Below are 24,961 nucleotides of genomic sequence, written 5' to 3' on the forward strand. Positions count from 1 at the left end.
TCGCACAGTGGCGGGCCGATTGTCGAGTAAACGCAGGGGGCTAATCGCTCAGAAGGAGCCGAAAAATCCGCCTAGAGCAATGACCACCACCAGTGCGATCAGCGAGCCGATGATGCCCACTTCGGCGATGAGCCGGTAGCTTTCGCGGTGGTTGGTTCCGCACAGGGAAAGCAGCGTGATGACGGCGCCGTTATGGGGCAGAATGTCAAGCGTGCCCGCGCCGATCGTGGCGACGCGGTGCATCAGGGCCGGATCGATGCCGCTCTGCCGGGCGATGTCCATGTACGTCGAGCCAAGGGCCTCGAGCGCGATCGTCAGTCCGCCGGACGCCGATCCGGTCAGGGCAGCGAGCAGGTTGGTCGCCACTGCCAGCGTCACCAGAGGGCCGCCGTTGAGGCCCAGCACCCATTCGCGGACAACGATGAAGGCGGGGAGCGTCGCAATCACCGCGCCGAAACCCACAAGGCTGGCTACGCTCATGGCGGGCAGCACGGCGGCATTCATGCCGCTGTCGATCGCGCCGCGCAGATTGGTGAGCCGCTTCCGGTTCAGCGCCACCACGGTCACCGTCGCCAATATCAGCGCTGCCAGTACGGACCACAGGCCCGCCACCGCGCCGAGCGTCGTCTGTCCCCACTCGTGCCGAGCCAGAAACGTGGCTTCGCGGCCCCGGAACACGACAAGCGACAGGATGAGGTTGGTGCAGACCATCACCGCGAAAGGGATAAGGGCAATGGCGAAAGACGGTTGGCTGGCGGCGGCAGCGGGTTGTTGGGCCTCGGAAGGGTCGAAGCTGGAGGCCGTAATCGTATGTTCGCGCATCTGTGCGGTATCGGGCGTGGACAAGCGCGCCTGCCCGTAGCCTTCGCCGCCGCCTACCGCGACGGACTTGGCACGCTGAAGCCATGTCAGCCCTATTCCCAGCATCAATGCCGAGGCGATGATGCCAAGCCCAGGCGCGGCGAATGCCGTCGTGCCGAAAAACGGCATGGGGATCGCGTTCTGGATGGCGGGTGTTCCCGGAAGAGCCGTCATCGTGAAAGTGGAGGTGCCAAGGATGATCGTTGCTGGAACCAGTCGGCGCGGAATATCCGCCGCCTTGAACATGGCTTGCGCCATCGGCACCAGCACGAAGAAGGCGACGAACAGGCTGACTCCCCCGTAGGTCAGCAGCGCGCCGGCAAGGACCACAGCCAGAATGGCCCGGTCGGGCCCCAGTCGGGCCGACATGAATTCGGCAATCGCATTGACCGAGCCACTGTCGTTCATGAGCTTTGCGAAAGTCGCGCCCAGCAGGAAGAGCGGCAGGAACTGGCCCAGAAAGCCGGCGGCGCTGCCCATGAAGACTTGCGTCCAGCTTGCCAGCAGGGGGAACCCGGAAAATGCCGCAGCCAGAAGGGCGCAGGCAGGCGCGAGGAACAGGACGCTCCAACCGCGGAAGGCGAACAGCATCAAGGTGCCCAGGCCCACGACGATGCCGACAAAACTCAGCGCTTCAGACACTGTCGAGCAACTCGCTGATGTCGAACGAGGATCGCTTGCCGATGGCATTGCCGTGTTCGGCCAGGAACGTGTTTGCCTCGGCCCGGCCAATGTCTCGCAAATGCAGGAGAAAGGCCCATTCGGCATTGAGCTTGGAGGAATATCCCAGATCGAGCATGGCATCGCTGGCGATCCGGTGGATGCGCATATGCGCCCATTTAGCGCCTTCGCCAGTCGCCCCTTCCACGTTTGCGGCGGAGACCTGATGCAGCAGGGCCATCATCCGCAATTCCTTGAGAAGGACCGCGTTGAAGGAAACCTCGTTGAGGCGGTTCGCGATTTCGCTGGCCGTGCAGGGGGTTCCGGGCCGCTTCACCGGATTTACCTGAACAATGATCGTGTCTTCGGAATCGCAGTCCCGCACGAGCGGGGTCAGTGTGGGATTGCCGGAATAGCCGCCATCCCAATAGGGTTCGCCATCGATTTCCACCGCGTGAAACATCGTCGGCAGGCAGGCCGAGGCGAGCAGAACCTCGGGGGTCAGTTCGCTATTGCGGAACACGCGCCCCCGCCCGGTCTGGACATTGGTTGCGGTGATGAACAGCTTGATCGGACTCTCGTTCAGAGTGTCGAAGCAAATGCTGTCTGCGAGAATGTCCCGCAGCGGATTGTAGCCCTGCGGATTGAGGTAGTAGGGCGAAACCACGCGCGCCATGATGTCCATCGACTGGAAAATCGGCGAGTAATCGAGTGACCATCGGCCCAGCAGCATATCCAGGAGACTGCGCTTGAGCGGGCTGAGCCGGGCTGCCTCGGAAACCTGACGCCAGAACTTCTCCAGCGCTTCACGGGCACCCTCGGCACCTTTCGTGATATATCCGTGAGCGAGTACGGCGGCATTCATGGCGCCTGCCGACGTGCCGGAAATCCCGTCGATCCGGAGCCATGGCTCTTCCAGCAACCGGTCCAGTACACCCCATGTAAACGCGCCATGGGCTCCGCCGCCCTGAAGCGCGAGGTCAACGAGTTTGGGTTCTCTGCTGCGCGGAGGGATACTCACGCCGGATCACGTCCGGCATCGCGCGGCGATACCTTCGTGAAAAATGAGATGGATAGGTGTGATTCCTCAAGCCGCAGTTGAGGTGTGAGTGGTGCCAGGACTTGCGGCAGAAATTGCACTACAATCAGCATCGGCATTCCATCCTTATCTTCGTGAAGAGACAGGCGTGGATGTGTGAAATTGTTGCGATGCAATAAGAGTTGTTCGCGCGGCGGATGTCAATCGATATCGGCGGGGCCGACGACAAGCGCCGATGACATCAAAGCGCAAGGTCTGGGAAGGCGCGCCTTGTATGGCGCAGCAGACCAAACCATCTGTCGGGGCCGCGCTGTTGGCTGCGATCCCCCATTAGCCAGCAGTCCCGGAACACGTCGCCGGGCGACGGTTCAAAATATCGGAACAGGAATGCTGCCGGCCGGAGGCTGCTTAGGCAGCCAGCGGCAGGTTTTCCGAAACGGCAGCGGTTTCGACTTCGACCGCAGCGGGCGTTGCAGTTGCGGCAGGAGCGGACTGCTTGGTCAGGCCGGACATGTGGCGTTCGGCAACAACGACATCACGACGTGAAGCGAAATAGAGCGAGAGCAGCGAAAACATGGACACCTCGACAAATATGCTGCGTTGCAGCGTCGATGACCATTTGGCCCTCCCCCCCGGTTGACGCAAATGCAAGCTGATCCACCGCTATTGCGTAATTTGCAATTGTGTCGATCGGTCTAACGAATTGTCCACCGGACGGAGACAACTCACCGAGAAGCGATCTCACACATAGCCGCCGTTTTCGGCGTTAAATCTCGGATTTTTCGATATTATCGCCGGGTTGACGATCTACCAGCGGATATTGCGGAGGAGCACTCGCACCCAGTCGCTGCATCGATGCCGCGAAAAAGAAAAGCCGGCCACAGGGGCCGGCTTGTGAAGTTTGGGAGAGGATGCCTGAAAGGCCTGATCGTTATGCGGCGTGCTGCGACGCAGCGCAATGGAGAAAGATGCATGTGCAGTTGCAGCATCGCTCGGGCGGTGCAACCCACTTCGAACAGTCACAAAAGTGGCTATCGGCGCAAATTCGTCCTCGCCAATTCGACGATCTCGCTCCCGCGTCCGTTGAGTACGGCCTTGAGCATATAGAGGCTGAAGCCCTTCGCCTGTTCGGACTTGATCGTGGGCGGCATCACCAGTTCTTGCGGCGCCGTTCTGACATTGACCAGCGCGGGGCCCGGATGGGCGAAAGCCTCGCTTAGCGCATCCCGCAGCGTTTCGGAGCTTTGGACATCAAACCCCCGTATTCCCGACGCTTCGGCGATGGCGGCAAAATTGGGGTTCTTGAGCTGAACGTTGACGTCGAGATAGCCGCCTGCCTTCTGCTCCATCGCAACGAAGCCCAGCAAGCCATTGTCGAAGATCACGATCTTGACCGGCAGGTCCAGTTGCCCGACGCTCAGCAGATCTCCCATGGACATGGCGAAACCACCATCGCCGGACATCGAGATCACCTGCCGCCCGGGGCAGGCCGCCTGTGCGCCAAGTGCCTGCGGCAAGGCGTTGGCCATCGAGCCGTGATTGGCGGAAAACAACAGCCGCCGCTTGCCGGTCATCGTCAGATAGCGCGCCGCCCATACCGTCGGCGTGCCGACATCGGCGGAGAAAATCGCGTCGTCATCGGCAAGTTCGCTGATCAGGTGTGCGAGATATTGCGGATGGACCGGCCGCCCCGGCTTGTCGGGCACGGCGAGTTCGTCGAGGCTCTTGCGCGTGTCGATATAGTGCGCGCGGGCGGCATCGAGAAAACGGCGGTCTTTCTTGCGCGCAATACGGGGCAGCACCGCCGTCAATGTCTCCTGCACATCGCCGACGACCCCCAGCGCAATCGGCGTCCGCTTGCCAAGCTGGGTGGGGTCCCGGTCGATCTGAATGATCTGGGCGTCGGCGGGGTAGAAGTTGCGATAGGGGAAGTCGGTCCCCAGCATGAGCAAGGTGTCGCAGTTCTCCATCGCATGATAGCCCGACGAGAAGCCGATCAGGCCCGTCATGCCGACATCGTAAGGATTGTCCCACTCGACATATTCCTTGCCGCGCAGCGCGTGGACGATCGGGGCACCGAGCCGGTCGGCCAGCGCGATCACCTCGTCATGGGCATCGGCGCAACCGGCGCCGCAAAGCAGAGTGACGGCTTTGGATCGCTCCAGTTCGCCCACCAACTTTTCGATCTCTTCATCGCGGGGGATGAGGCGCGGTGGGGTGAGGGCGGGAAAGTGAAAGTTCGCTCCTGCAGGCGCATCCGCAAGCGCAACATCGCCCGGTACGACGATGACGGCGACCCCCTGTTGCCCGATTGCCGTGCGCATGGCGCGGTGAAGCACTTCCGGCATCTGGCGAGGATTGGTGACCAGTTCGACGAAGTGGCTGCACTCGCGGAACAGTTCCTGCGGGTGCGTTTCCTGGAAGTAGCCGAGCCCGATCTCGGACGACGGAATGTGTGCGGCGATCGCAAGGACCGGGGTGCGATTGCGGTGGCAATCGAACAGGCCATTGATGAGGTGGAGATTGCCGGGGCCGCAGGACCCGGCGCAGACGCCCAGTTTGCCTGTCAGCGCGGCATCTGCGCCCGCCGCAAAGGCTGCCACTTCCTCGTGCCGAGTCATCATCCATCGAATTCTGCCCAATTTGCGCAGGCTTTCGTTCAACCCGTTGAGACTGTCGCCGGTGACGCCCCAGATCCGTTCGACCCCGGCGTTGGCAAGGGTACGGGCGATGAGATCGGCGATTGTGCGGTCGGGCATGAAGCTCTCCTTGCGGGAACGTCGAAACAGGGAATGCGCGCAGGAGTGTCAACGGCGCCGCCGCCTCCAGGTTTCATGCAATCGGCGCATGAAACCCCGACAGGATGTCCGATCAAGACGCTGCCAACCGGCTTTGGCCCGAATGCAGGGGCGCCGTTCCACACCGTGACAATTGCGACAGACGGGATCGGTTCCGTCCTTGCGTCGAACACTGCGTGAAAATGTGCTGGAGTGAAGTAATTCAAAGTTAACCATCGAGCACGGCGGTCATCCGTAAAATGGTCGCCTGCCGGCCAACCGCGTCGCCTGAAGCTTAGGGGCAAACCACTGTTAACTTTCTGCAAACTTGGGCTAAATCGCGTTTCAGGCGTTTGTCGTGTGCAGGCGAATCCTTCATGGCGCCTGCTCGCCATGATTGGAAAGGAAATCCAACATGTATCGGGAAACAGAGCCGGAAAACATGAAAGACGGCTTGGAGGAAATTATTAGAAAACTGGATTTTCTGATCGAAGCGACGCCGATCATGAGAGAATGTGCCAATTCCGCTCCGGCGGATCCTTTGGCGGTGGCAAAATGTATCTACGGCGGCCGCCGCAAGCGGGCTGCCTTCTTCAAGCAGGATCTATTCGGTGAAGCGGCATGGGATATGTTGCTGGACCTTTACGTCTCGGAACATTCCGGCCGCCGGGTGTCCGTGACCTCGGCCACATTGGCTTCGGCGGCGGCATCGACCACCGCGCTGCGATGGCTTGCCATTCTTGAGGCGGAGGGGCTGGTGCTGCGGCAAAACGATCCGAAAGACGGCAGGCGATCGTTCCTCATGCTGACCGAGCAGGCGAAAGCGCAAATGGAGGAGTATCTTCGCGCCGTCGCCGCAACGTTCTGATGGCCTGCTGCAAGAACATCGTTCTTGCCTGGCGACCGAATGGGATTAAGCATAGTTCCCGATCAGTTCAGGACGGCAGCACTCATCATGTTTTCGCAGGCACAACGGCTCAGCGAACTTCAGGAAATAGCGGCGGCACTCCGGGATGTGCTCGAACGCCTGGATGCCTGCGGCCAGACATTGGCGGCCGTCCATGTGCAACATGGACTCGACTTGCTGCAAGCGAACGCGAATGAGGACGATCCCGTTTAGAGCCTCTCGTTAGGGCATGATCGATCGCCGAGACGGCTCGGCAGCTAGTCGATCTTCTTCACATGGCCATTACCGACATCGTCGCGCGGCTTGCCTTTCGTGGTGCGCTGTGCGGCGGCTCCTGCGCCTGCCAGAATAGGGCCGCAGGCCGCGGACTTGGCATCGCCGATATCGACGAAGGCAAGCAGCCCGGCCACCGGCGCGGCAACGACCGCAAGTCCGATCCCGGCTCCGGCGCGGGCCAGCAGCGCGGGGCTGACGACATTGAGCGAGGGGTGCGCAAAGTGCCCCCCGATACCGACCGGAGACTGGCCCGAAAACAGGCTGAACTTCTTTCCGTCAGCCCGGAAGGCCAGATCGAGAGCCTCGCTATCGAAGCTGAAGCCGCCGCGTCCGGTGACGACGTTCTTGGAAGTATCGATCAGGATCGGATCCGCCGCGGCGGTCCCGCCGCGCACCGTGAAGGCGAGCAAGCCGCAGTTGACCTCTATGGGCTTCTTGAGCTTGCCTTCGAACATCTTGGTCACGAAAGTCCCGATATCCAACTCGGCAAGCTGGGCATTCTGGGTCCACAGCGTGCCCTGGGGCATGACGAAGGCGATGCGGCCCGAGGAACTGGCGAGCGAATCGTGGATGGTATCGCCCCGGCCCTCCAGCCTGATCCGGCCCCGGATGGTGCCGGTCGTGCCGGATTGGGCAAGGCCGTAGCCTGCAAGCAGGCGCCCCATCGGCGTGGGTGACAGCCGGATATCGTAACTGGTCGCGGTGGGACGCTCGCGGGTGTCGAAGATGAGATCGGATGAGACATCGCCCCGCGCCATCGAGAAAGTCAGCGGCGAAAGCGCCAGTCGGCCCCGGTCGAGACGGAGCGTAAGGGCGATGTCCTGCACCGGCACGTTCCTCGAACGGACCACGCCGATCTTCCAGTTCAAGGCGGCGTCGAAGCGTTGAAGCGCTTCGACCGGCAGGCGCGCGTCGGGAAGCACCCGCTGGGGCCCGGCGCCGGTCGCCGCGGCGGCAGCAACTGCGCCTCTGGCGGCGACGATGTCCGGGTTGTAGCCGATAAATGGTGCGGCATCGACGATGTCGAGGCGGCGGGTCACCAGCGCGGCGGTAAGGCGCAGCCGCTTGTCATTGGCGATCGTGAGTTGCCCCGAGAGATCGGACTGGCCGAACCTGCCGCTCAGGTTTGTGAACCGATAATTGGTGCCGTCCTTCACCAGCTTTGAGCGCAGCACATAGTTGCGGGTATGCGGAATGACCACGTCGATGACATCGAGCAGGTCCGACAAGTCCCGGCCCTGCGCGCGGACTTGCAGCGGTACATCCTCGATTTGCGAGATCGACGGCAGTTGCCCGGAAACGTCGATCACGCTGTTCGCCGCCCAGGCGCGCAATTCCAGCGCATTGGCGCCGCGATTGACGGTCGCATCGGGTGAGAGCAGGCGGGCCTGCACGCGGAACGGCGTATCGCGCAGGGTGCCATCGCCGTGTAGGGCCACGGCCTTGCCGATATGGGCATCGGTCGAGACGATCGGATCGACCTGGAGGTTGGCTTCCAGCGGCATCTGCGGGTCAAGATAGCGGACGCGCGATCCCGAAACCGTCGCCCGGTCGATCCGGGGAAATTCCAGCGGTTTGCCCCCGCCTGAACCGAACGTCCATGTGTTGGCGCGATGCCGCGCATCCCACTCAAGATCGACCACGCCCTGATCGAGATCGAGCGTGTAGATGTGGCGGCGGCCGAGCAGCAGCGAAAGCGGGGCGATATGCGCTTCCACCCGGCGGGCGGCGAAAAGGCTCTTGCGCCCGGCCCATGCGGGGTTGGCGACGTCGATCCCTTCGGCGAGGAACTTGATGCGCAGCGGTGCGAAGTAGAGTTGGAAATCCCCGGCTACGCGTACCGGGCGGTCAGACAGTGAACTGGCGATGTGTTCGAACGGATGCTTGAGAAAGCGGCCCTTCGTCACGAACAGGATGAGCCATACCGTAAATATAAGGCCGACCAGGATTAATGCGGCGTTGCGGAGCAGTCGCAGGTTGCGCCCGTGCGGTTCGCTCGTTTCGGCGTCCTGGGCCACATATGTCGACATCGCATCCATGATGCCGGGTAAGTGCAGATACGGCACCGTTAGTTTCAGGATGGTGACGGACCGTGCATTGCCGTCGTCAAAGAGCGCGTTGACGACGGATAGCGAACCTTTCTGCCTTTCAACGCACAGGCGCGCGCTGGCCCGCCCAATAAAATCCGGGCGTTCGTTCAGCGGTTCAGACGGGCTGGTCGATCGACTTCGCCAAGGGCGTGAACAGCTTTGGTCCGGAGGCCGTCATGTGCCAGCAGTCCTCCAGTCGGATACCGAATTCGCCGGGAATGTAGAGGCCGGGCTCGTCCGAGAAGCACATGCCTTCTTCCAGACGCGTGTCGTCGCCGTGCACCAGATAGGGCGATTCATGACCGTCGAGCCCGATGCCATGGCCCGTGCGGTGCGACAGTCCGGGCAGCCGATAACCGGGGCCCCAGCCTTCGCGGGTGTAGAATGCGCGGACCGCATCGTCGATCGCGCCGACGGGCGTGCCGATCCGGGCGACTTCCAAGGCGATCTCCTGCCCCCGCTTGACGGTATCCCACACCTTGCGCTGGCGGGCCGACGGTTCGCCGTAGACCCAACTGCGGGAGATGTCGGACTGATAGCCGTGTACTTGCGCGCCGCAATCCATGAGGATCACCGATCCCTCGCGGACTGCTTGCGGCTGCGCCGAACCATGCGGATAGGCGCTCGCCTCGTTGAGCAGAACCAGTGAGAATTCCGGTGGCCCGCCCATCGCGGCAGACGTCTTGTCCATGAGGCTGGCGATGTCCTGCTGGGTCATGCCGGGCTTGATCTCGCCATGGACATAACGAAGCGCGGCCATGGTTATGTCGTTGGCGCGCTGCATCAGCGCCAGTTCGGCAGGCGACTTGATCTGGCGGCAGCGGTTGACCAGTGCCTCGCCCGAGACCACTTCCCAGTCGCTCGCTTGCTTGCGCAAGGCGTCGAAGATGAAGAAGCGCGAAGTCGGCTCGATGGCGATTTTGCCTTTCGGCACCTTGCGGTCGACGAGCACGCCCGCCATCCGCAGTTCCGGGCTCTGGTCCTCGTCCCATGGGCGGACTTCCGCCGGAATGCGCAAGGTTTCGCGCACGCTCGGCTCCTCGAAGGCCGGGGTGACCACGACCGTGTCGCCGTCGGCCGGGATGATCGCGGCAGTCACCCGCTCGGAGCGCCACCACTCGATACCCGTGAAATAGCGCAGGCTCGAACCGGATTCGACAATGAGCGCGCCGATACCGGCTTCGCGCATCAGGCCCTGAAGCTTGGCGATGCGGGCCGCGTACTCCTCGCGGGAAATCGGCTTGACGTCAGGGCCGTTCGGCAGGCGCGGGTCCGAGGCAGCCCCGGCATGGAGCCGCGAAGTCATGGCGATGCCGGCCATGGCCACCGCGCCCGTGAGAAACCCGCGTTTAGAGATCATGGAAAAGCCCCCGTTCGCCAGCGATTTGACCGGCATTTTGCGATCTAGGCCACTGCCAAGGCTGCGATCAAGAGGAAGTCCCCGACTTTGATCCGCCCCACAGTTTCCTCAGGGCGGTCAGGGCTGCTCGGGCTGGGCCTGCTTTATGATGTGATAGGCGCCGCCCATCAGCCGGGTCACCTCATCGGCGCTGAGAACGTAGTGGGGCTCGTAGCTTAGGCCCACCTGCTGCGTCCGCCTCCAGAGATCGACGTAGAGCCCCTTGTTCGGCCCGAAATTCAGATCGATATGGCGGGCCAATCGCGCCGGTCCCTGACGCGAATAGGCAGCGCGAAAGATCGCGATATCCACGACATAGGGGCCGATCATCACCCAGACATGACCATTCCAGTCGGGATTGGGTGTGCTGAAGACTTCGGCGCCGTCGAACGGCGTTCGGTCGCCGAAGACCGGCACGCCCTCCACGGCCAGCGTTCCGGCCACGACATGGATTGGCGCGGCCAGGCGGCTTTCCAGTCCCACCGCCAAAGCGGCGCTCATTTCCGCGGCCACGCCCGAGACCGGCGGAAAGACTTTCAGCAGGTCCGTCGCGCACTTCGACAGCACCGCGCGGTCGGCTTCGTTCATTTCATAGGCTTTGAATGCCTTGGCTGCGGCCCAGCCATGTTGAGCGGCAATGCGCTTGCCCAGCTGTGCGAGATCTTTGACGGTCGACATCCCGGCCCCTTAGCGCCTCGCGAACGCCGAAACCAGAGTGGGCGTGGCTCCCGAACGGGGCGTTCGAATCCCTTTGGGTATTCCTTGCAAGCGGCGATTCGTCCGATTCGGATATAAATTGCGAGGAATTCCAACCACTCCATGTCGTGAACATGGCCTGCAACATGACCGTCGCAATTCGTCGAAAGCGCTTGAATCCGGGATTCGAGGCGTCATCAACGCTCGAGAATCGTTCAGGAACTGCCGCAGACCTGTGCCAAAATGGGTAGTAATCAATTAGCTAACATTTTGTATTTGCTAATCCGTCAGTCCATTTCTAAGCCGCATTCATACCTAGTTAGGGCGAGTGGATGCGGGCAGCAGGGGGCTGAACGCGCTCGGAAATTAAGTGGGGCCTTAATGCATTCCGTGTGGTCACGGCGGCGAGCGTCCGCCGCCTGCCGGACCGGCAGTGTGCTGGTCGCGGCACTTCTTTCTGCAACTTCTGCACATGCCCACAGCGACTCCGTCTCGATCGACGTGGTTGCCAGCATCAAGGAGCGCTGCGGCTTCGCCGCCGGCGGTCCGGTTAGCTACAATGCGCCGCGCGATCTTGAAAGCGCTGCCGATTTCTCGTTCGCGGTCGGTCTCGACTGCAACACGCCTTATGCGCTTGGCGTCACGTCGCAGCGCGGTGCTCTCACCAATCTGGATGCTTCCGATGACGGATCTGGCTTTGCCTTCAGCAAGTCCTATCGGGTGTCGATCTCTCTGGAGACGGACAAGGGCATGGTCCGCAGCGAGCGCTGCGGATCCGGCGATCTCATCGACGGAGGCCGGTGCTCTTTCGCCAGCCCCGTACCGGGGAACGGGCTCAAGTCGGGTCCCGGTATCAGCATCGGCCGCAACGCGGTCGTCAAGATCGATTGGCCTGCGCAGTCCACGGCTCAGCCGCGGCTTGCTGCCGGTCACTACAAGGACACTCTAATTCTGGTGGTCGGGCCACGCGCATAAGGCAGCTCTCCATCTGAAGGACGGCGCGTGGGTCGGCGTGTCGTTCAGCCATCGGTTGCCCATGCGGGATCCGATGTAATTCGCAAGAACCGCACATGGGGTTCTACATCATCCGCGCCATTGTGCGCTATATTGCCTAAGGAATTGATTATGAAGCGTTCGATTCTCACCGCCAGCGCAGCAGCGATCTTCCTCGTGGCCGGTGGCGCGCAGGCCGCCACCACCACCAGCATCGACATCAAGGCTGAAGTCGACAGCAAGTGCGGCATCTCGTCGCAGGCTTCGTCGATCACCATCGGTGACCTGACCGACGCCAACGCCAAGGTCCGTTCGACCGTGACCGACGAGATCGCCCAGAAGCTGACCGACGCCAACGTCGTTGCCTTCTGCAACAACGGCGGCAGCAACGTTAAGGTGTCGCGCGCTGTTCTCGCCCTTGACGGCGCGACCGGCAACGGCCTGGCACAGGGCGATTTCGCTCAGTACATCCGTTACAACCTCGACACCTCGATCAACGGCCTGGCCCTTGACTCGACCTCGACCGACGCCGGTTCGACCGTTGCCCAGCGCTTCGGCGGCCACGACAGCCTGAGCGCTGTCGAAACCCACGTGAAGTTCACGAAGGCCGTCAGCGACGGTACGGCTGTTGCTTCGTCGAACGGTGCCAACCGCACCGCCACGAACTGGTCGTCGCTCACCGATCGTCGGATGGCTGCTGGCAACTACACGGGTTACGTCTCGATCGAGCTGACCCCGGCTGCCTGATTTCTCTGGAGGCGGGCTTCGGCCCGCCTCCAACCTTTCCGGACCGCGCCGTTTCAGGATGAAGATGATGAATTCGCGTTTTGCGCGACACGCCGCGCACGCGCTGGTGTCGCTGACAGCATTGCTGGCTACTGCTACCCCGGCTTTGGCGCTCAACGTGCAGCCTGTCGTCGTCGACCTGCAAACCACGGGGCGCCGGGCCTCGGCCATCGTCACGTTGCAGAACACCTTCCCGGACACGGTTCCCGTGGAAGTGACGGTCCATCCCGTCAACGTGGTGAACGGCGAACTTCAGGAAGACGAGAACGCAGAGGGTGACGATCTGCTGGTCTTCCCCAGCCAGGCCACTCTGGCGGCCAACCAGTCGCAGGCATTCCGGGTCCAATGGATCGGTCAGCCCGCCGCCGGTGAGAGCAAGCACTTCTACGTCACCATCGCACAGCTGCCGGTTACCATGCCGGACGGCCAGAACACCATTCAGGTTCTTCATCGCTTCAAGGTTCTCGTCAGCGTCGGTTCGGCTTCCGAGACGCCTTCGCTGAAGATCGTCGAAGCGACCATCGGCAAGGACGCTCAGGGCAAGCCGCAGCCCGTCGTGAAAGTCACCAACGACGGCGGCACGTACGGCTACCTGGCCAGCAACCGCATGACCGTGGTGGAACGCCGCGGCGACGGTACCGAAGCCTATCGCAAAACATTCGAGCCGGAAGAAATCCGCGAAAGCATGGGACTCGGCCTCGTGCCGTCCAAAGCGAGCCGGATCCTTCCGATGAACGTCGAACTACCGGACTCCTCCGGTACCCTGTCAGTCGAGCTGAATTCGGCCGGAAGAAAATGACGCCGTGCCAAACCGCTATCCCTTCTATCTGCTAGGCTTGGCGGGGCTGGTTCCGTTCAGTTCACTGGCGGCGAGCGTGCCTGAAGGTACGACTGCGCTGCCGGGTCTGATGAGCGGAACCGCCATGAGCAGCGCCACCCCCAGCGTGGTGGCCGCTGCCCCCGATGCCGGGCTCGCTGGGCACAGCGCGGCCAAGCGCCTGAACCCGACCGGGCGGGATATTCCGATGGGCGGCCCGCTTTCGGACAACGGGTTCGTGCTGGGCGAAGTTTCCTACACCCTGAAGGCCGACGACAGCATCCTGGTCGATGTGCAGGACCTGCTGCCGCTGCTGCGGAATGTGCTTTCCGCCGATGTCTGGCAGCGCCTTGCCGATGGCGTCAGCACGCAGCCTACGGTTTCGATTGCCGATTTGCCGAAGTATGGCGTTTCGCTGGCCTACGATCCCAGCACGCTGGGCCTGCTGATGACGGTGGACCCCAAGGTTCGTCAACGCCAGTCGCTCCGTGTCATGAGCGGATACGAGCCTGTTGCCGGCCCTATCCAACCCGCCGAAGCCGTTTCGGCCTATGTCACGGCCTTCGTCAACAGCGATTACGTTTACACGGGCCCGCAAACCGGTTTCATCACCCCGAACGTCCTGCTGGACAGTGCCGTGCGGGTGGGCGGTGTCGTGCTTGAAAACGAGGCGAGCGTGCAGGACGTGTTCCGCCGCGAAGGCACCCGGCTGGTTTACGACGACCAGCGGCACACGGCGCGCTACACCGTGGGCGACCTTGAACCGGTCTCCCGCGGGTTTTCGGGCACGAGCCCGATGGCGGGCGTGTCGCTCTCGCGCGTCTATGCCGATCTGGACCCGCAGCGGAACGTGCAGCCGCAGGGCCAGAGGTCGTTCACGCTGACGCGCGCCTCCACGGTCGAAACGATCGTGAACGGCCAGTCGGTGCAGGTCACGCGCCTCAATCCCGGCACCTACGACATCAGCGACTTCCCGTTCGCCCAAGGCTCGAACGACGTAAAGCTGCTCATCAGGGACGACTCCGGCCGCGAGAACGTGATCTCGTTCTCGATCAATTTTGACCGCACGCTGCTGGCCGCTGGATTGAGCGAGTTCGGGATCTACGGCGGCGTAAAGACGCCGTTCGATACCAATGGCCGGACGTATAGCGACGAACCCGTCGCATCGGGCTTCTATCGCCATGGTCTGACCGAGGAGCTGACGGTCGGCGCCAACTTCCAGGCCCAGCGCCGGGGCGCCGTGGCCGGCGCCGAAGTGGTCTGGGCCTCCCCCGTTGGCACGCTGGCGCTGAACCTTGCCGGTTCGCACAACACCTGGGTCGGCAGCGGCTATGCCGTCAATATCGGCTACGAACTGTCCTTCGTGGGGACGGAAAACAATGGCCGTTCGCTGACCGCCTCCATTCAGGCGACCAGCAAGGACTTCGCGCTGCCCGATACGCTCGCGGCCAGCAATCCCTACTTGCTCGATATCGGCGCGACCTATTCGCAGTCTCTTGGCGCCGACCATTATTTCAGCCTCGACGGTTTCTATTCGGTCGGACGCGGATCGCGGCAAGACCAGTCCACTTTCCGCGCCACGTATGGCTGGCGGCCCAACCAGCGGCTGCTGCTGACAGCCGAAGCGAGCTACGAGAAGAGCGAGCGCGCTTCGGGTCCGGGTGCCCGAGTGTCGCTGATCTATCGCTTCGACCAGAATTCAAGCGTCACGAGCGACTTCGACACCCAGAACGATCGTGCCCGCCTGAGCTATCAGCGTTCCAGCGGCACCGGTGTCGGGTCCTACAATGCGTCGGCGAATATCGATCGGGTCGACGACTCGGTCGGTCTCAACGCCACGGTGAACTACATGACGAACCGGGCCGAACTGGGCGCGGCGCATTACACGTCCTTCGACAATAACGGGACCATCACCGATCAGCGCACCTCGCTGCGGGCAGCATTCTCGCTGGCCTATGCGGGCGGTTCCGTTGCCCTTTCCCGGCCGATCTACGACAGCTTCGCGATCGTCAAGACGCACGACTCGCTCAAGGGCGCGCCGGTCTACATCGATCCGCGCGGTGATGATTATGTCGCCAAGTCGGGGCTCTTCGGCGGCGCGGTCGTACCGCAGCTTTCCGCCTATTCGCCGCGCCTCATCACTTACGACGTTCCCGGCGCACCGGCGGGGTACGATGTCGGAACCGGCATCATCCAGGTCCGCCCGCCTTATCGGTCGGGCCATCTGATCGAAATCGGTTCGGACTATTTCGTCACGTACGCCGGTCAACTCCTGAAGCCGGACGGTACGCCGCTGGCACTGGTCGGCGGGCATGCGATCGAAGTCTCAAAGCCGGATCGCAAGCCTGTCGACATGTTCACCAACCGAACCGGCCGTTTCGCGGTACAAGGACTGCGCGCAGGTAAGTGGCGGATCGAAATGCCGACGGACGAGGGAACTCTCGTCTATGAGATCGATGTGACGACAAGCGACGCATTGCAGCGCGGGGCTGCCTTGAAGCCGGAGAGAACCCAATGAAGATTGCCACCGCTCTCCTGCCACTGTTAAGTTTGCTCGCCGTTGCATTCCCGCAATTGGCCCAGGCAAATTGCGTGGACTTTCGCGCTTCTGCCAGCGAACTCAGCGTGGACTACGATCCCTTCAATCCGGCCGGGATCGAGCGGATCTTCACCATTCACGTCCGCCGCCTCGATCCGCGCGTGACGGCGGTGCGACTGGTTTTGGCGAACCCCGGCGCGGTCAATCGCGGGTCGGCGCTCGGGCGCAACAATTCGGTCCGCTACGATATCCGCTGGGTTCAGGACGCCGGGCGAATGATCCTCGTGTCCGGTGCGGAACAGCCGAATGCGACCAATGGTGCGCTGATCGAATTTTCCGCCAACGCCACGGGCGACAACGTGAACCAGAACTTCCGGCTGCAGATTCCGGCGGGGCAGGGGATCGTTGCCGGGAATTACTATCAGCCGCTTGAGCTTCGCTTCGTCTGCCTTGCCGGTCGGGATGAGATCGATCGCGGCACGCAACTGGGCAGCCAGGTGGCCGTCGATGTGACAGTGCCCGAGCGCATCGCGACTTTCGTCGGGTCGGCGGGGTCGCAAAGAGGGCGTATCGATTTCGGTGATATCGATGGGTCCAGCGGCAATCCCGTTCGCGGCCTGACCGTCACTGCACAGTCCACCGTGCCTTACGAAATCCGTGTCGCGCAGGATCGCGGCGTGATGAAGCGTTTCGATGGAGACGACGCCGCGCTTCCCTATGCGTTGAAACTGTCAGGCTTCCCGGTATCGAACCAGTCGACCGTGACGTGCAGCCAGACACCAGCGCCCAGCGGCCGCAACCACAACGTGCAGGTGGAACTCCAGAGCCGGGATATCCAACGCATGCCTGCGGGCAAGTATAGCGATATCGTCACGCTGACGTTCTCGCCGCGCCTTGGGTTGTCGGGCGGCGACGGGTGCTCGGCCGGGAAACCGTAAGCACCGGAGGGCAGGTCGGCCCTGCTTTCCAGCGGGGCTACCAGCTTAGAAAATGGTGCCCTTCGCCTCGGCATTGAGGCTGAAGTTCGTCGCGCTTTCAGGGGCCTGCGAAAGGACCAAACGCAGCGGCTCGGTCCTGTAGGCGGGCGCGCGATTGTCGACGATCACCGTCTGGGTATCGTTCGGAGAGATCGCAATGCGCTGGCTGCCGACCTCTACCCATGAATTCACCAGACCGGCCGGATGATTCAGGGTCACCGTGTAGCCGGCGAGGTTGTTGCAAAGCTCGTTCATGACGCCAAGGTCATTGGTGCCGGCCTGAATGGGACGGGCGGACGAACCGGCAATGCTGACCTGGCAAACGGTCGGCACCCTACCGGACACCGAGATCGACGTGCCGTCATAGGCACTGGCTGACGTCGCCGTAAAGGCCAGCAGCGCCATGGCCAGCGCTCCGCATTTGTTTCCCATACTTGGCATGTCTAGCCTCCTGCTGCGGGGAGCATTGTGCATTCGGGCTGAAACTGCGGTTTAGATACGTGGTTAACGTGTATTAACTAACGGCTTACCTGCTGAAAGTGGTCGATTTTGACCAACCCTCCATGAAAACGGTGTCGTTTCACATGTGGGGATCACACAGTCTTCAGACGTAACGTGACAGCCTCTAATGACCTTATAGAACTATACCCGCGTAATCTTGGCGCCAGAAGTCAGTATTTACCGCGAGGGGGCTTTCGCGGAATAACTCCATCGGACGGACTGTCTCAGCGCGATCGCTTGAGGCAAAGGCTCCCCAAAGCGCAGGCGCCCATGGCCAGGCCGGCAATCAGGAAGGCGTCGCTATAGGCCAGCAGCAGGGCCTGGCGGTGCACCGTCGCATCCAGCAGCGCGAGCGCTTGTTGCCGGAGCGGACCGGTCGCCGGGCCGTGAAGGGCGGTGTGGCGTTCCACTTGTCCGTGCCCAAGCAAGCGCACCATGTCCACCATGCGATCACGGTAGGCCTGCGAAAACGGCGTGATCGCCTCTCCGATCCGGCTTGCGTGGAGCTTCTCGCGGTCGACGACGATCTGTCCGGCAATGGCGATGCCGATGGCGCCGCCCACATTGCGCAGCGTCGAAAACAGGCCCGATGCGGATCCGAGTTCGGACTTTTCCAGACCGTCCACCGCCATGACGCCAAGCGCGACGACGATGAACGATTGCCCGATCCCGCGCACCACCAGCGACGGCACGATCACATTGCTGGCTGCATCGCCATCGAGGTGGATGTTCATCAGGCACCCCGCCGCCATCACCGCGAACCCCAGCATGACGACTACCCGCACGCCGAACCATTTCATCAGGCGCGGCGATGCGAAGGACATGGCAAACTGGACCAATCCGTAGGGGATCATGGTCAGGCCGATCTGAAGTGCGTTGTAGCCATGGGCTTCCGCGAAATAGTTCGGCACCAGAAATACCACGCCGAATACGGCGGCTCCGAACGTGAACTGCATGAGACTGGCAAGGCCGAAGTTCCGGCGACCCAGCAGGCGCAAATCGATGAACGGGTCTTTCCGGCGCAGTTCGATCACCACGAAGGCGGTGAGGCAGATCGCAGCGCACAGCGCCGAATTGACAATGAAGGATGACGTGAACCAGTCCTTCCTGCCGCCTTCCTCCAACATGATCTGCAAGGACGAGAGGCCGATGGCCATCGTCGCGATTCCGGCCCAGTCGCCGCTGCGAAGCTTGCTCAGCGCCATGGGCGTGCGCGGTGTCGCCCAACCGATTGCGGCGAGCAGCAGCAAGCCCGGCGGCACTTGCAGAGAGAAGATCCAACGCCAGTCGTAGGCCTCGGTCAGCCATCCGCCCAGCGAGGGCCCGGCGGCCTGCGCCACGTTATTGGCGACGGCGAACAGCGCCATCCCGAACGGGTGTTTGGAAGGCGGCAGTTCGGTAACGATGATCTGGAACGACAGCGGAATTAGCACGCCGCCGAAAGCACCCTGAAGCGCCCGCGCGGCAATCATCACGCCGATATTGGGCGCCAGCGAGCAGACGATGGAAAACAACACGAAACCGGCTGTTCCCACCATCAGTACCCGCCGCATCGAGAAGACCGAAACCAGCCAGCCGGTCAGCGGGATGACAATGATTTCCGCGACCAGATAGGCGGTCGTGATCCACGCCCCTTCCTCGAACGAAGCACCCAGAGAACCGCGCACGTCGGGCAGCGAAGCATTGGTGACGTGGACGTTCATGCCTGCCATGAAGCAGCCGACCACACCGCCGAGCACCGCGACCCACGCCCGCGTGGAGACCGTTTCCCCTCCGCCACCGCCGCTCATCGTCCGCTCTCCCGGGTGTCTATTTGCGTTACCACCGACATGCCGGGGTGAAGGCCCCTGGCGCGACGCTGTCCGGGATCGAGACGGATGCGCACGGGCATGCGCTGGACGATCTTGGTGAAATTGCCGGTGGCATTGTCGGGCGGCAGCAGAGCGAACTCTGCGCCGGATGCGGGCGCAATGCTGTCCACATGGCCGGTGAGCGTCACACCGCCAAAAGCGTCGACCGCGATCCGTGCCGGTTGGCCGGGGCGCACGCGATCGACTTGCGTCTCCTTGTAGTTGGCGACCACGTACACCGCGTCCGGCACCACGGCCATGACCGGCGTGCCCGGCACAACGTATTCGCCCACGCGGAGCGTGCGTTGACCGATAGTGCCGGAAACCGGTGCGCGGATCACGGTGCGGGCGAGTTGCAGAACGGCCAGATCCAGTGCCGCATGGGCCTGACGGAGAGCCGCTCTTGCCTTGTCCAGATCGGCTTGCGCGGCTTGTTGCTGCGTGGCGAGCACGGGCAGTCGTTTGCGCTCGGCGGCGGCCGATGCGTTGGCGGCTGCAAGCTGAGACTGTGTCCGACGGGCATCGGCCTCGGCACCTTCAAGCGCCTGGGCGCTGGCCACGGCCTGCCGGGTGAGCAGGCGTTGGCGCTGGAACTCCAGTTCGCTGCGATGCGCATCGGCGGCGCTGGCCGTGGCTGCCGCAACGCTGTGGGCGATCACGCTGTCCTGCTGGCTTATCTGTGCGCCCAGATTGGCGATACGGGCTTGCTGCGCAGCGATGTCCGCTTCGGCTGCCGCCACGGCACCTGCGGCCGCTTCGCGCCGTGCCCGGTAATCGCGGTCGTCGATCTGCGCGAGCACTTGTCCGGCCGTCACACGCTGGTTGTCCGCTACCGCCAATTCGACCACGCGCCCTGTTACCAGCGGCGCCACTGTCACCACGTCGGCGCGGGCATAGGCGTTGTCGGTATCGACCATGAAGCGTTCGAACGACCACCAGTGCAGCCCCCAGACCGCTCCGCCGACGAGCACCAAGGCCGCAGCCGAAAGCGCGAGATTTCTGCGGGATGGACGAAGGCTGCGGGCTGGGGAAGCGGCATCGGTCATTGTCTCATTACTCATCTGGTTATGGTCGATCACGAGGGTGAACGCGGTGTGGTGAGCAGGGGCGAGCGGATCAGTGGCGCCGCCGCCGGATCGGGCGCGCCTTCCCATCCTCCGCCAAGAGCGCGGAAAAGGGTGACTTGTGCGGCGGCAAAGTCGAGGTTGGCTTCGGCCAGTGCGGCCCGGTCAGAAAGGGCGCCGCGCTCGGCAGCAAGCGCCTCCAGCGCATCCGCACCGCCCGCCGCGCGGTTCGCGCGCATGAGTTCGGCGGCTTTATCGCTCCGCTCTGCAGCAAGGCGGCGGGCGTCGCGCGTTCGCGCGGCGGCATCGAGCGCGGAAGCGGCTGCACTCGCTTCCTGAAGCGCGGTGAGGATCGCGGCGTCGAACCGGGCCAGTTCGCCGCGCTCCCGGGCGCGTGCCTGTGCGATCCGGGCCCGGGCGGCGCTCACATTGGGAAAGCTCCACGAGAGCAGGGGCCCCAGTCGCCAGACCATATTGTTGCGTAGGCCAAGATCTCCGGGCGTCTTCGCCGAACTCACGATCCCGGCGCCAAAGGCGATATGCGGGTAGAGATCGCCCACGGCGACGCCGATCCGCGCGGTGCTGGCCTTCAGCCTCAGTTCGGCCGCGAGCACGTCTGGACGACGGTTCAGAAGTGCCCGGCCATCCAGTTGCGGCGGAGCGGAAGCGAATTCCGGCAGATGCGTGCACGCCTCCGCGGCGGCGGGCACGTCCGACGGCACGCGGCCCGTGAGCACTGCCAGCGCCTCCAGCGCCTCGTGCCGCCGGGCTTCCAGTGCGGGGCGCACGGTATGGGTGCGCGCCTCGTCGGCCGCAGCTTCCGCGACCTGGCCTTCCGTGACCGCGCCTGCATCCCGCAGGGTCTCTAAGATCTGGCGGTTACGTGCCGCCAGTGCTTCATCTTCCCGCGCTATCGCCATCCGGCGAGACAGGCCGCAGGCGTCAACCCAACCGCGCACCACTTGTGCGGCAATGGCCACGCGCGCCGCATCGAGCAATGCAGCTTCCGCCTCGCTGTCTGCCGATTCAGCCTGGATCGAGGCATCGATCTGGCCGAAAAGGTCGAGTTCCCATGTGAGGTCTGCGCCAAGATCGAAGCGCGAGCCGGTGCGGACATGCGAACTTTGCCGAGAGGCTGCCTCGATCTGGTCCTGCAACGTGCTGCCCCGGCCAGCGCCTGCGGAGAGTGCGGTATCGGGCAAGCGATTGCCTTCGGCTTCGCGCAACACCGCGCGTGCTTCGAGTAGCCGGGCTTTGGTCGCCTGAAGGTCCCGGTTGTCGGTCAACGCCTCCGCGACCAGCGCGTCGAGATCGGGTTCGTTGTAAAGGCGCCACCACTGTGACGGTGTCGGGTCGGCCGAGGAGGGCGCCTCGGGCAGCGCAATCGTCGAGCGGGGTGGGGCGGACGGCGCAGCCGCGCACCCTGCCAACAGAGCAAGCGGCAGGATCGCGGCAGGAAGCGATGCGGAGGGCTGGGGCACGGAAGCAGGGTCTTTCAGAGCATCTTGGGCCCGTTCCGTTAGGGCATACGCGCTTGTCCATCTCCTGCGGGTATGACAATAATCGTCGTGAAATGGACATCTTGCGAACTGTCGATGAATGCCAGCGTGCGGCGCGGCTAATTGCCGCCTTTGCGAGCGAGCATCCAAATGGCGAGCATATCGCACCGCATAGCCATCCGCGCGCGCAGCTCATTCACACGCTCACGGGTGTCATGACAGTGACGTGTGCGGAAGGAAGCTGGGTCGTCCCGACAGGGCGCGCGGTGTGGATGCCGCCCGAAGTCGAGCACGCGATCCGCATTGCCGGCGATGTCTCGATGCGCACGCTCTTCGTCGGGCCCGACGCTCGGTCCGATCTGCCCGTCACCTGTGAGGTGATAGAAATCTCCCCCTTCCTCCGCGAGGCGCTGGTCGAGGCGACGGCAATCCCCCTGGACTATGCGCCGGGCGGGCGGGACGAGCGGGTGATGGAACTGATCCTCGATGAGATCACGGCCGCGCCGCGCCTGCACATGCACGTTCCGCTTCCGCGTGATCGGCGGTTGATGCGGCTGTGCGAGGTGATGATAGCGGATCCGTCCGCGCCGGTGACTCTGGAGGGGCTGGCCGCAAAAGTTCACGTCAGCGGGCGCACTTTGGCCCGGATGTTCCATCGCGAGTTGGGAATGAGCTTCGGCGCATGGCTGCGCCGCATGCGGCTGCTGCTGAGCCTGCCGCGCCTCGCAGCAGGGGCCACTGTGCTCGAAGTGGCACTGGAACACGGTTACGATAGCCCGAGCGCATTCACGGCGATGTTCCGCCGCGAACTCGGACTTCCGCCCAATCTTTACGTCAAGACCCGAGGGTGATCGGAGTGCCGGGGTTTGTTGCTTTACGTGCCGCTTATCGGAGCAAATGTCATAACCGGACGGTTCGGAGGTTGTCGTGGAGCGGCGCTTGAAGGCGTTTGCAGCAAGCATAGTCCCGGAAATCAAGAAGGGCAGGTAACTCGATAAAAGTTGACATATAATTTCAATATAATCTTTCATTTCGTATGAATATTATTTCGCTGGATAACCGGATTTGCGGCATGGACGCCCCTCCGCAATCGGCGCTAGCGGGCTGCCCATGAGTATCATCGCGCAAATCATGAACACGACCACCGGCCAAATCATCCAGAAGATGAAGTTCGAACGCATGCCCAAGCCGTGGGTTACCTTCCATCTTTCGACCGGCGAGCAGGTGACCGCAGATCGCGTGCATGTCGGTAAGCCCGCTCCGGGCAAGTTCATCACGCCGGTCGAAGTTTGGGTGACGCCCAAGGAATAACGGATTGGGGCTCACCGGGCGTAAAAAGCGCCATCGGGATTGAAGGAATATGGTTCAACGCCAGGAAGGAAGGCGAAGGAATATGTCGATATTTCAATCCTTCCTGGCGCAGCGATGGACCATCTTGGTCAAACCGTGAGGTAAATCCCGAAGGGGTGCCGAAATGGCGTCCATCTCGAACCAAAGCAGCCCCGGTCGGGCAACAATCCCGCGCGGGGGCCGCTTCGATTCAGCGTGACCGCGCCCGAATGGGTCAATCGGCAGAATAGACCATATTGCGGACCCTGACGGTGCCACTACCCGCCGCGAACAGCGCCGGGCGCAGGCTGAGGTACGCTCCCGCCATGTTCTGGTTATAGCCGCTCACTTCATAGGAGCGGTGGAGCACCCAAGTCTGGCCGTCGGCACTGTAATAGAAGCGGCCAACCTGATCCTCGTTGCGAACCCGAAGATATAGGCGGGGGCCGATGGCAGGCACTCGGGCTTCGAAGGCATTCTCCTCACCCAGCACATAGGCGCGAAAGCGGTTCGGGTCTGTGGCGATCCCGCAGAAATATTTCTCGTTGTAGAACAACAGGATCCCTGCGGTTACCTGTCCCTCCAGTTCCACTTCCATCGACAGTTCGTAGCGTCGATCGCCGCTGTTCATGACCAGAGGCGATGCGTCAGCCGGTCCTTTGCCTTGGGCGGTCAATACGAGGGCGCCGTTGTCGAAGCGGACGCGGTCCCGATAGTTGCGGCCGGGTTTGTAAAAGCTCATGCGTGCGCCCAGTGCACCCGCGTCAAACGGGCCGGAGAAGGCCACGCCATTTGCGCCGAGCTTACGGCCCGCCGGCTTGCGGAACGGGCGGGACAGGTCGCCGCCAAGCGCCCGGGGCCAATCGTCTGCCGTCCATTCGATGGGCTCCAGCAAGCTCTGCCGCCCCAGCGTGCGATAGCCGTTTTCATAGCCGTGATAGAGCATCCACCATTTCCCGGATGGATCCTCGACCGGTGTGCCGTGACCGCGCGACCACCAGGGTTCGTTGATCGAAGTCGTGCGGACGATGGGGTTGTGCGGGCAATTCTCCCAAGGCCCCTTGATGGACTTCGCGCGTGCGACGATCACCATATGACTGGTGGGCGGCCCCGCCGTACCGCCCTCGGCAGAGAACAGATAGAACCAGCCATTGCGACGGATGATCTTCGGCCCTTCCAGAGCAAAGGTCTCGACCGCCCAGTCGGCGGGATATTTCCAGCCCTCATAGGCTTTCTGGTCCGGTCCGGAGCGGGTCAGGCCATCATCGCTCAGCGGGATGAGCACGCCATCGCTCACATAGAGATAGCGCTTGCCATCCTCGCCCACCGCATGGCCGGGATCGATGGCGGTGTAGATGCCCACATCGACCGGCTCGCTCCACGGGCCCTCGATGTGGTCGGCGTGGATGACATAGTTGGTCATCGGCCGGCGGGCCGCGCCGGTCGCGCTTGGCATTTGCGGCACGCCGCGTACCGCGAAATAGATGTAATAGCGCCCGTCGTGCTTCACGAGATCCGGCGCATAGACCGAACCGACCGGCTCGGTGAGGGCAGGGCCGATCGGTGACCAGTTGACCAGATCGCCGGACTTCCAGATCACCAATCCCGGATAGTAAACGAAGGACGAGGAGACCTGATAGTAAGTGTCGCCGTCACGCAGGATGCTGGGATCAGGATGGTCGCCCGCCATGACGGGGTTTCGAAATGTGCCGTCGCCCAGATCGGCGGTGCGCTGCCCTTCGATGCCACGCCCCCAGTCCGTTCCTTTGCGGGCATGATTGGAGACGGATTTATTCGCTGCGGATAGTGTTTCGGGCAGGGCAGCGAGGCCTGCCGCACCCATCGCCGAGAGCAAAGTCTGGCGGCGTGTACTGTTCATGGATGTTCTCCGGAAATCATCG

At 62.8% G+C, this 24,961-nt stretch carries 21 protein-coding genes; 8 read left to right on the forward strand and 13 right to left on the reverse strand.

Features of this window, described 5'->3' with window-relative positions; genetic code table 11:
- Positions 1-48 precede the first annotated feature (48 nt).
- The 4 genes from EDF56_RS07335 to poxB all read right to left on the reverse strand — a co-directional run bounded on the left by EDF56_RS07335 (position 49) and on the right by poxB (position 5,319).
- Complete coding sequence (locus tag EDF56_RS07335; protein WP_207904654.1) at positions 49-1,503, reverse strand: GntP family permease; 1,455 nt, start codon at positions 1,501-1,503, stop codon at positions 49-51.
- Positions 1,496-2,542, reverse strand: a complete 1,047-nt coding sequence (locus EDF56_RS07340) for a patatin-like phospholipase family protein (RefSeq protein WP_243652446.1) — start codon at positions 2,540-2,542, stop codon at positions 1,496-1,498. The genes EDF56_RS07335 and EDF56_RS07340 overlap by 8 nt, the downstream gene beginning before the upstream one ends.
- 426 nt (positions 2,543-2,968) lie before the next feature.
- Entirely contained in the window at positions 2,969-3,142 is a 174-nt protein-coding gene (locus EDF56_RS25870; RefSeq protein ID WP_165912089.1) for a hypothetical protein, read from the reverse strand.
- A gap of 449 nt (positions 3,143-3,591) precedes the next feature.
- Positions 3,592-5,319: a ubiquinone-dependent pyruvate dehydrogenase gene (gene poxB, locus EDF56_RS07345; protein WP_132386085.1), complete on the reverse strand. Its 1,728-nt coding sequence runs from the start codon at positions 5,317-5,319 to the stop codon at positions 3,592-3,594.
- 433 nt (positions 5,320-5,752) lie between these two features.
- Here poxB and EDF56_RS07350 point away from each other — a divergent pair, with 433 nt between their 5' ends.
- Positions 5,753-6,205, forward strand: coding sequence for a hypothetical protein (locus EDF56_RS07350; RefSeq protein ID WP_132386086.1), 453 nt, complete (start codon positions 5,753-5,755; stop codon positions 6,203-6,205).
- A 45-nt stretch (positions 6,206-6,250) separates the two neighbouring features.
- On the opposite strand, the gene EDF56_RS25875 is transcribed toward EDF56_RS07350, so the two are convergent.
- The 4 genes from EDF56_RS25875 to EDF56_RS07365 form a co-directional block, all read right to left on the reverse strand.
- Entirely contained in the window at positions 6,251-6,400 is a 150-nt protein-coding gene (locus tag EDF56_RS25875) for a hypothetical protein (protein ID WP_165912125.1), read from the reverse strand.
- Positions 6,401-6,501: 101 nt separating this feature from the next.
- Positions 6,502-8,550: an AsmA family protein gene (locus tag EDF56_RS07355; protein ID WP_132386349.1), complete on the reverse strand. Its 2,049-nt coding sequence runs from the start codon at positions 8,548-8,550 to the stop codon at positions 6,502-6,504.
- 175 nt (positions 8,551-8,725) lie between these two features.
- Entirely contained in the window at positions 8,726-9,970 is a 1,245-nt protein-coding gene (locus EDF56_RS07360; protein ID WP_132386087.1) for a Xaa-Pro peptidase family protein, read from the reverse strand.
- A 117-nt stretch (positions 9,971-10,087) separates the two neighbouring features.
- On the reverse strand, positions 10,088-10,687 hold the full coding sequence (locus EDF56_RS07365; protein WP_132386088.1) for a hypothetical protein: 600 nt from the start codon (positions 10,685-10,687) through the stop codon (positions 10,088-10,090).
- Between the two features lie 453 nt (positions 10,688-11,140).
- On the opposite strand from EDF56_RS07365, the gene EDF56_RS07370 reads away from it, so the two are divergent.
- The 5 genes from EDF56_RS07370 (at position 11,141) to EDF56_RS07390 (ending at position 16,778) form a co-directional block, all read left to right on the forward strand.
- A complete protein-coding gene (locus EDF56_RS07370; RefSeq protein WP_132386089.1) occupies positions 11,141-11,680 on the forward strand; it encodes a hypothetical protein in 540 nt (179 codons plus the stop codon).
- Positions 11,681-11,830: 150 nt separating this feature from the next.
- Positions 11,831-12,445 carry a hypothetical protein gene (locus tag EDF56_RS07375; protein ID WP_132386090.1) on the forward strand — a complete coding sequence of 205 codons (615 nt, stop codon included), beginning with the start codon at positions 11,831-11,833 and terminating at the stop codon, positions 12,443-12,445.
- A gap of 67 nt (positions 12,446-12,512) precedes the next feature.
- A complete protein-coding gene (locus EDF56_RS07380; RefSeq protein WP_132386091.1) occupies positions 12,513-13,283 on the forward strand; it encodes a fimbria/pilus periplasmic chaperone in 771 nt (256 codons plus the stop codon).
- A 4-nt stretch (positions 13,284-13,287) separates the two neighbouring features.
- Positions 13,288-15,819 (forward strand): fimbria/pilus outer membrane usher protein, encoded by a 2,532-nt coding sequence (locus EDF56_RS07385; protein ID WP_132386092.1) that lies wholly within the window; start codon positions 13,288-13,290, stop codon positions 15,817-15,819.
- Between the two features lie 74 nt (positions 15,820-15,893).
- On the forward strand, positions 15,894-16,778 hold the full coding sequence (locus EDF56_RS07390) for a hypothetical protein (protein ID WP_207904655.1): 885 nt from the start codon (positions 15,894-15,896) through the stop codon (positions 16,776-16,778).
- A 45-nt stretch (positions 16,779-16,823) separates the two neighbouring features.
- On the opposite strand, the gene EDF56_RS07395 is transcribed toward EDF56_RS07390, so the two are convergent.
- The 4 genes from EDF56_RS07395 to EDF56_RS07410 all read right to left on the reverse strand — a co-directional run bounded on the left by EDF56_RS07395 (position 16,824) and on the right by EDF56_RS07410 (position 21,713).
- Complete coding sequence (locus EDF56_RS07395; protein WP_165912126.1) at positions 16,824-17,222, reverse strand: hypothetical protein; 399 nt, start codon at positions 17,220-17,222, stop codon at positions 16,824-16,826.
- Positions 17,223-17,542: 320 nt separating this feature from the next.
- Positions 17,543-19,108, reverse strand: a complete 1,566-nt coding sequence (locus EDF56_RS07400) for a DHA2 family efflux MFS transporter permease subunit (protein ID WP_132386095.1) — start codon at positions 19,106-19,108, stop codon at positions 17,543-17,545.
- A complete protein-coding gene (locus EDF56_RS07405; protein WP_132386096.1) occupies positions 19,105-20,229 on the reverse strand; it encodes an HlyD family secretion protein in 1,125 nt (374 codons plus the stop codon). The genes EDF56_RS07400 and EDF56_RS07405 overlap by 4 nt, the downstream gene beginning before the upstream one ends.
- A gap of 14 nt (positions 20,230-20,243) precedes the next feature.
- A complete protein-coding gene (locus tag EDF56_RS07410; protein WP_165912127.1) occupies positions 20,244-21,713 on the reverse strand; it encodes a TolC family protein in 1,470 nt (489 codons plus the stop codon).
- A 92-nt stretch (positions 21,714-21,805) separates the two neighbouring features.
- Between EDF56_RS07410 and EDF56_RS07415 the strand changes: the two genes are divergently transcribed.
- Both EDF56_RS07415 and EDF56_RS07420 read left to right on the forward strand, forming a co-directional pair.
- Positions 21,806-22,582, forward strand: coding sequence for a helix-turn-helix transcriptional regulator (locus tag EDF56_RS07415; protein WP_132386098.1), 777 nt, complete (start codon positions 21,806-21,808; stop codon positions 22,580-22,582).
- Positions 22,583-22,841: 259 nt separating this feature from the next.
- Positions 22,842-23,042 (forward strand): hypothetical protein, encoded by a 201-nt coding sequence (locus EDF56_RS07420; RefSeq protein ID WP_207904656.1) that lies wholly within the window; start codon positions 22,842-22,844, stop codon positions 23,040-23,042.
- A 253-nt stretch (positions 23,043-23,295) separates the two neighbouring features.
- Here the strand turns inward: EDF56_RS07420 and EDF56_RS07425 are convergent, their stop codons facing one another.
- Positions 23,296-24,939, reverse strand: coding sequence for a family 43 glycosylhydrolase (locus EDF56_RS07425; protein ID WP_132386099.1), 1,644 nt, complete (start codon positions 24,937-24,939; stop codon positions 23,296-23,298).
- Between the last annotated feature and the right edge of the window lie 22 nt (positions 24,940-24,961).

Origin of the sequence: Novosphingobium sp. PhB165 (genome assembly GCF_004341845.1) — a bacterium.
GTDB lineage: Bacteria > Pseudomonadota > Alphaproteobacteria > Sphingomonadales > Sphingomonadaceae > Novosphingobium.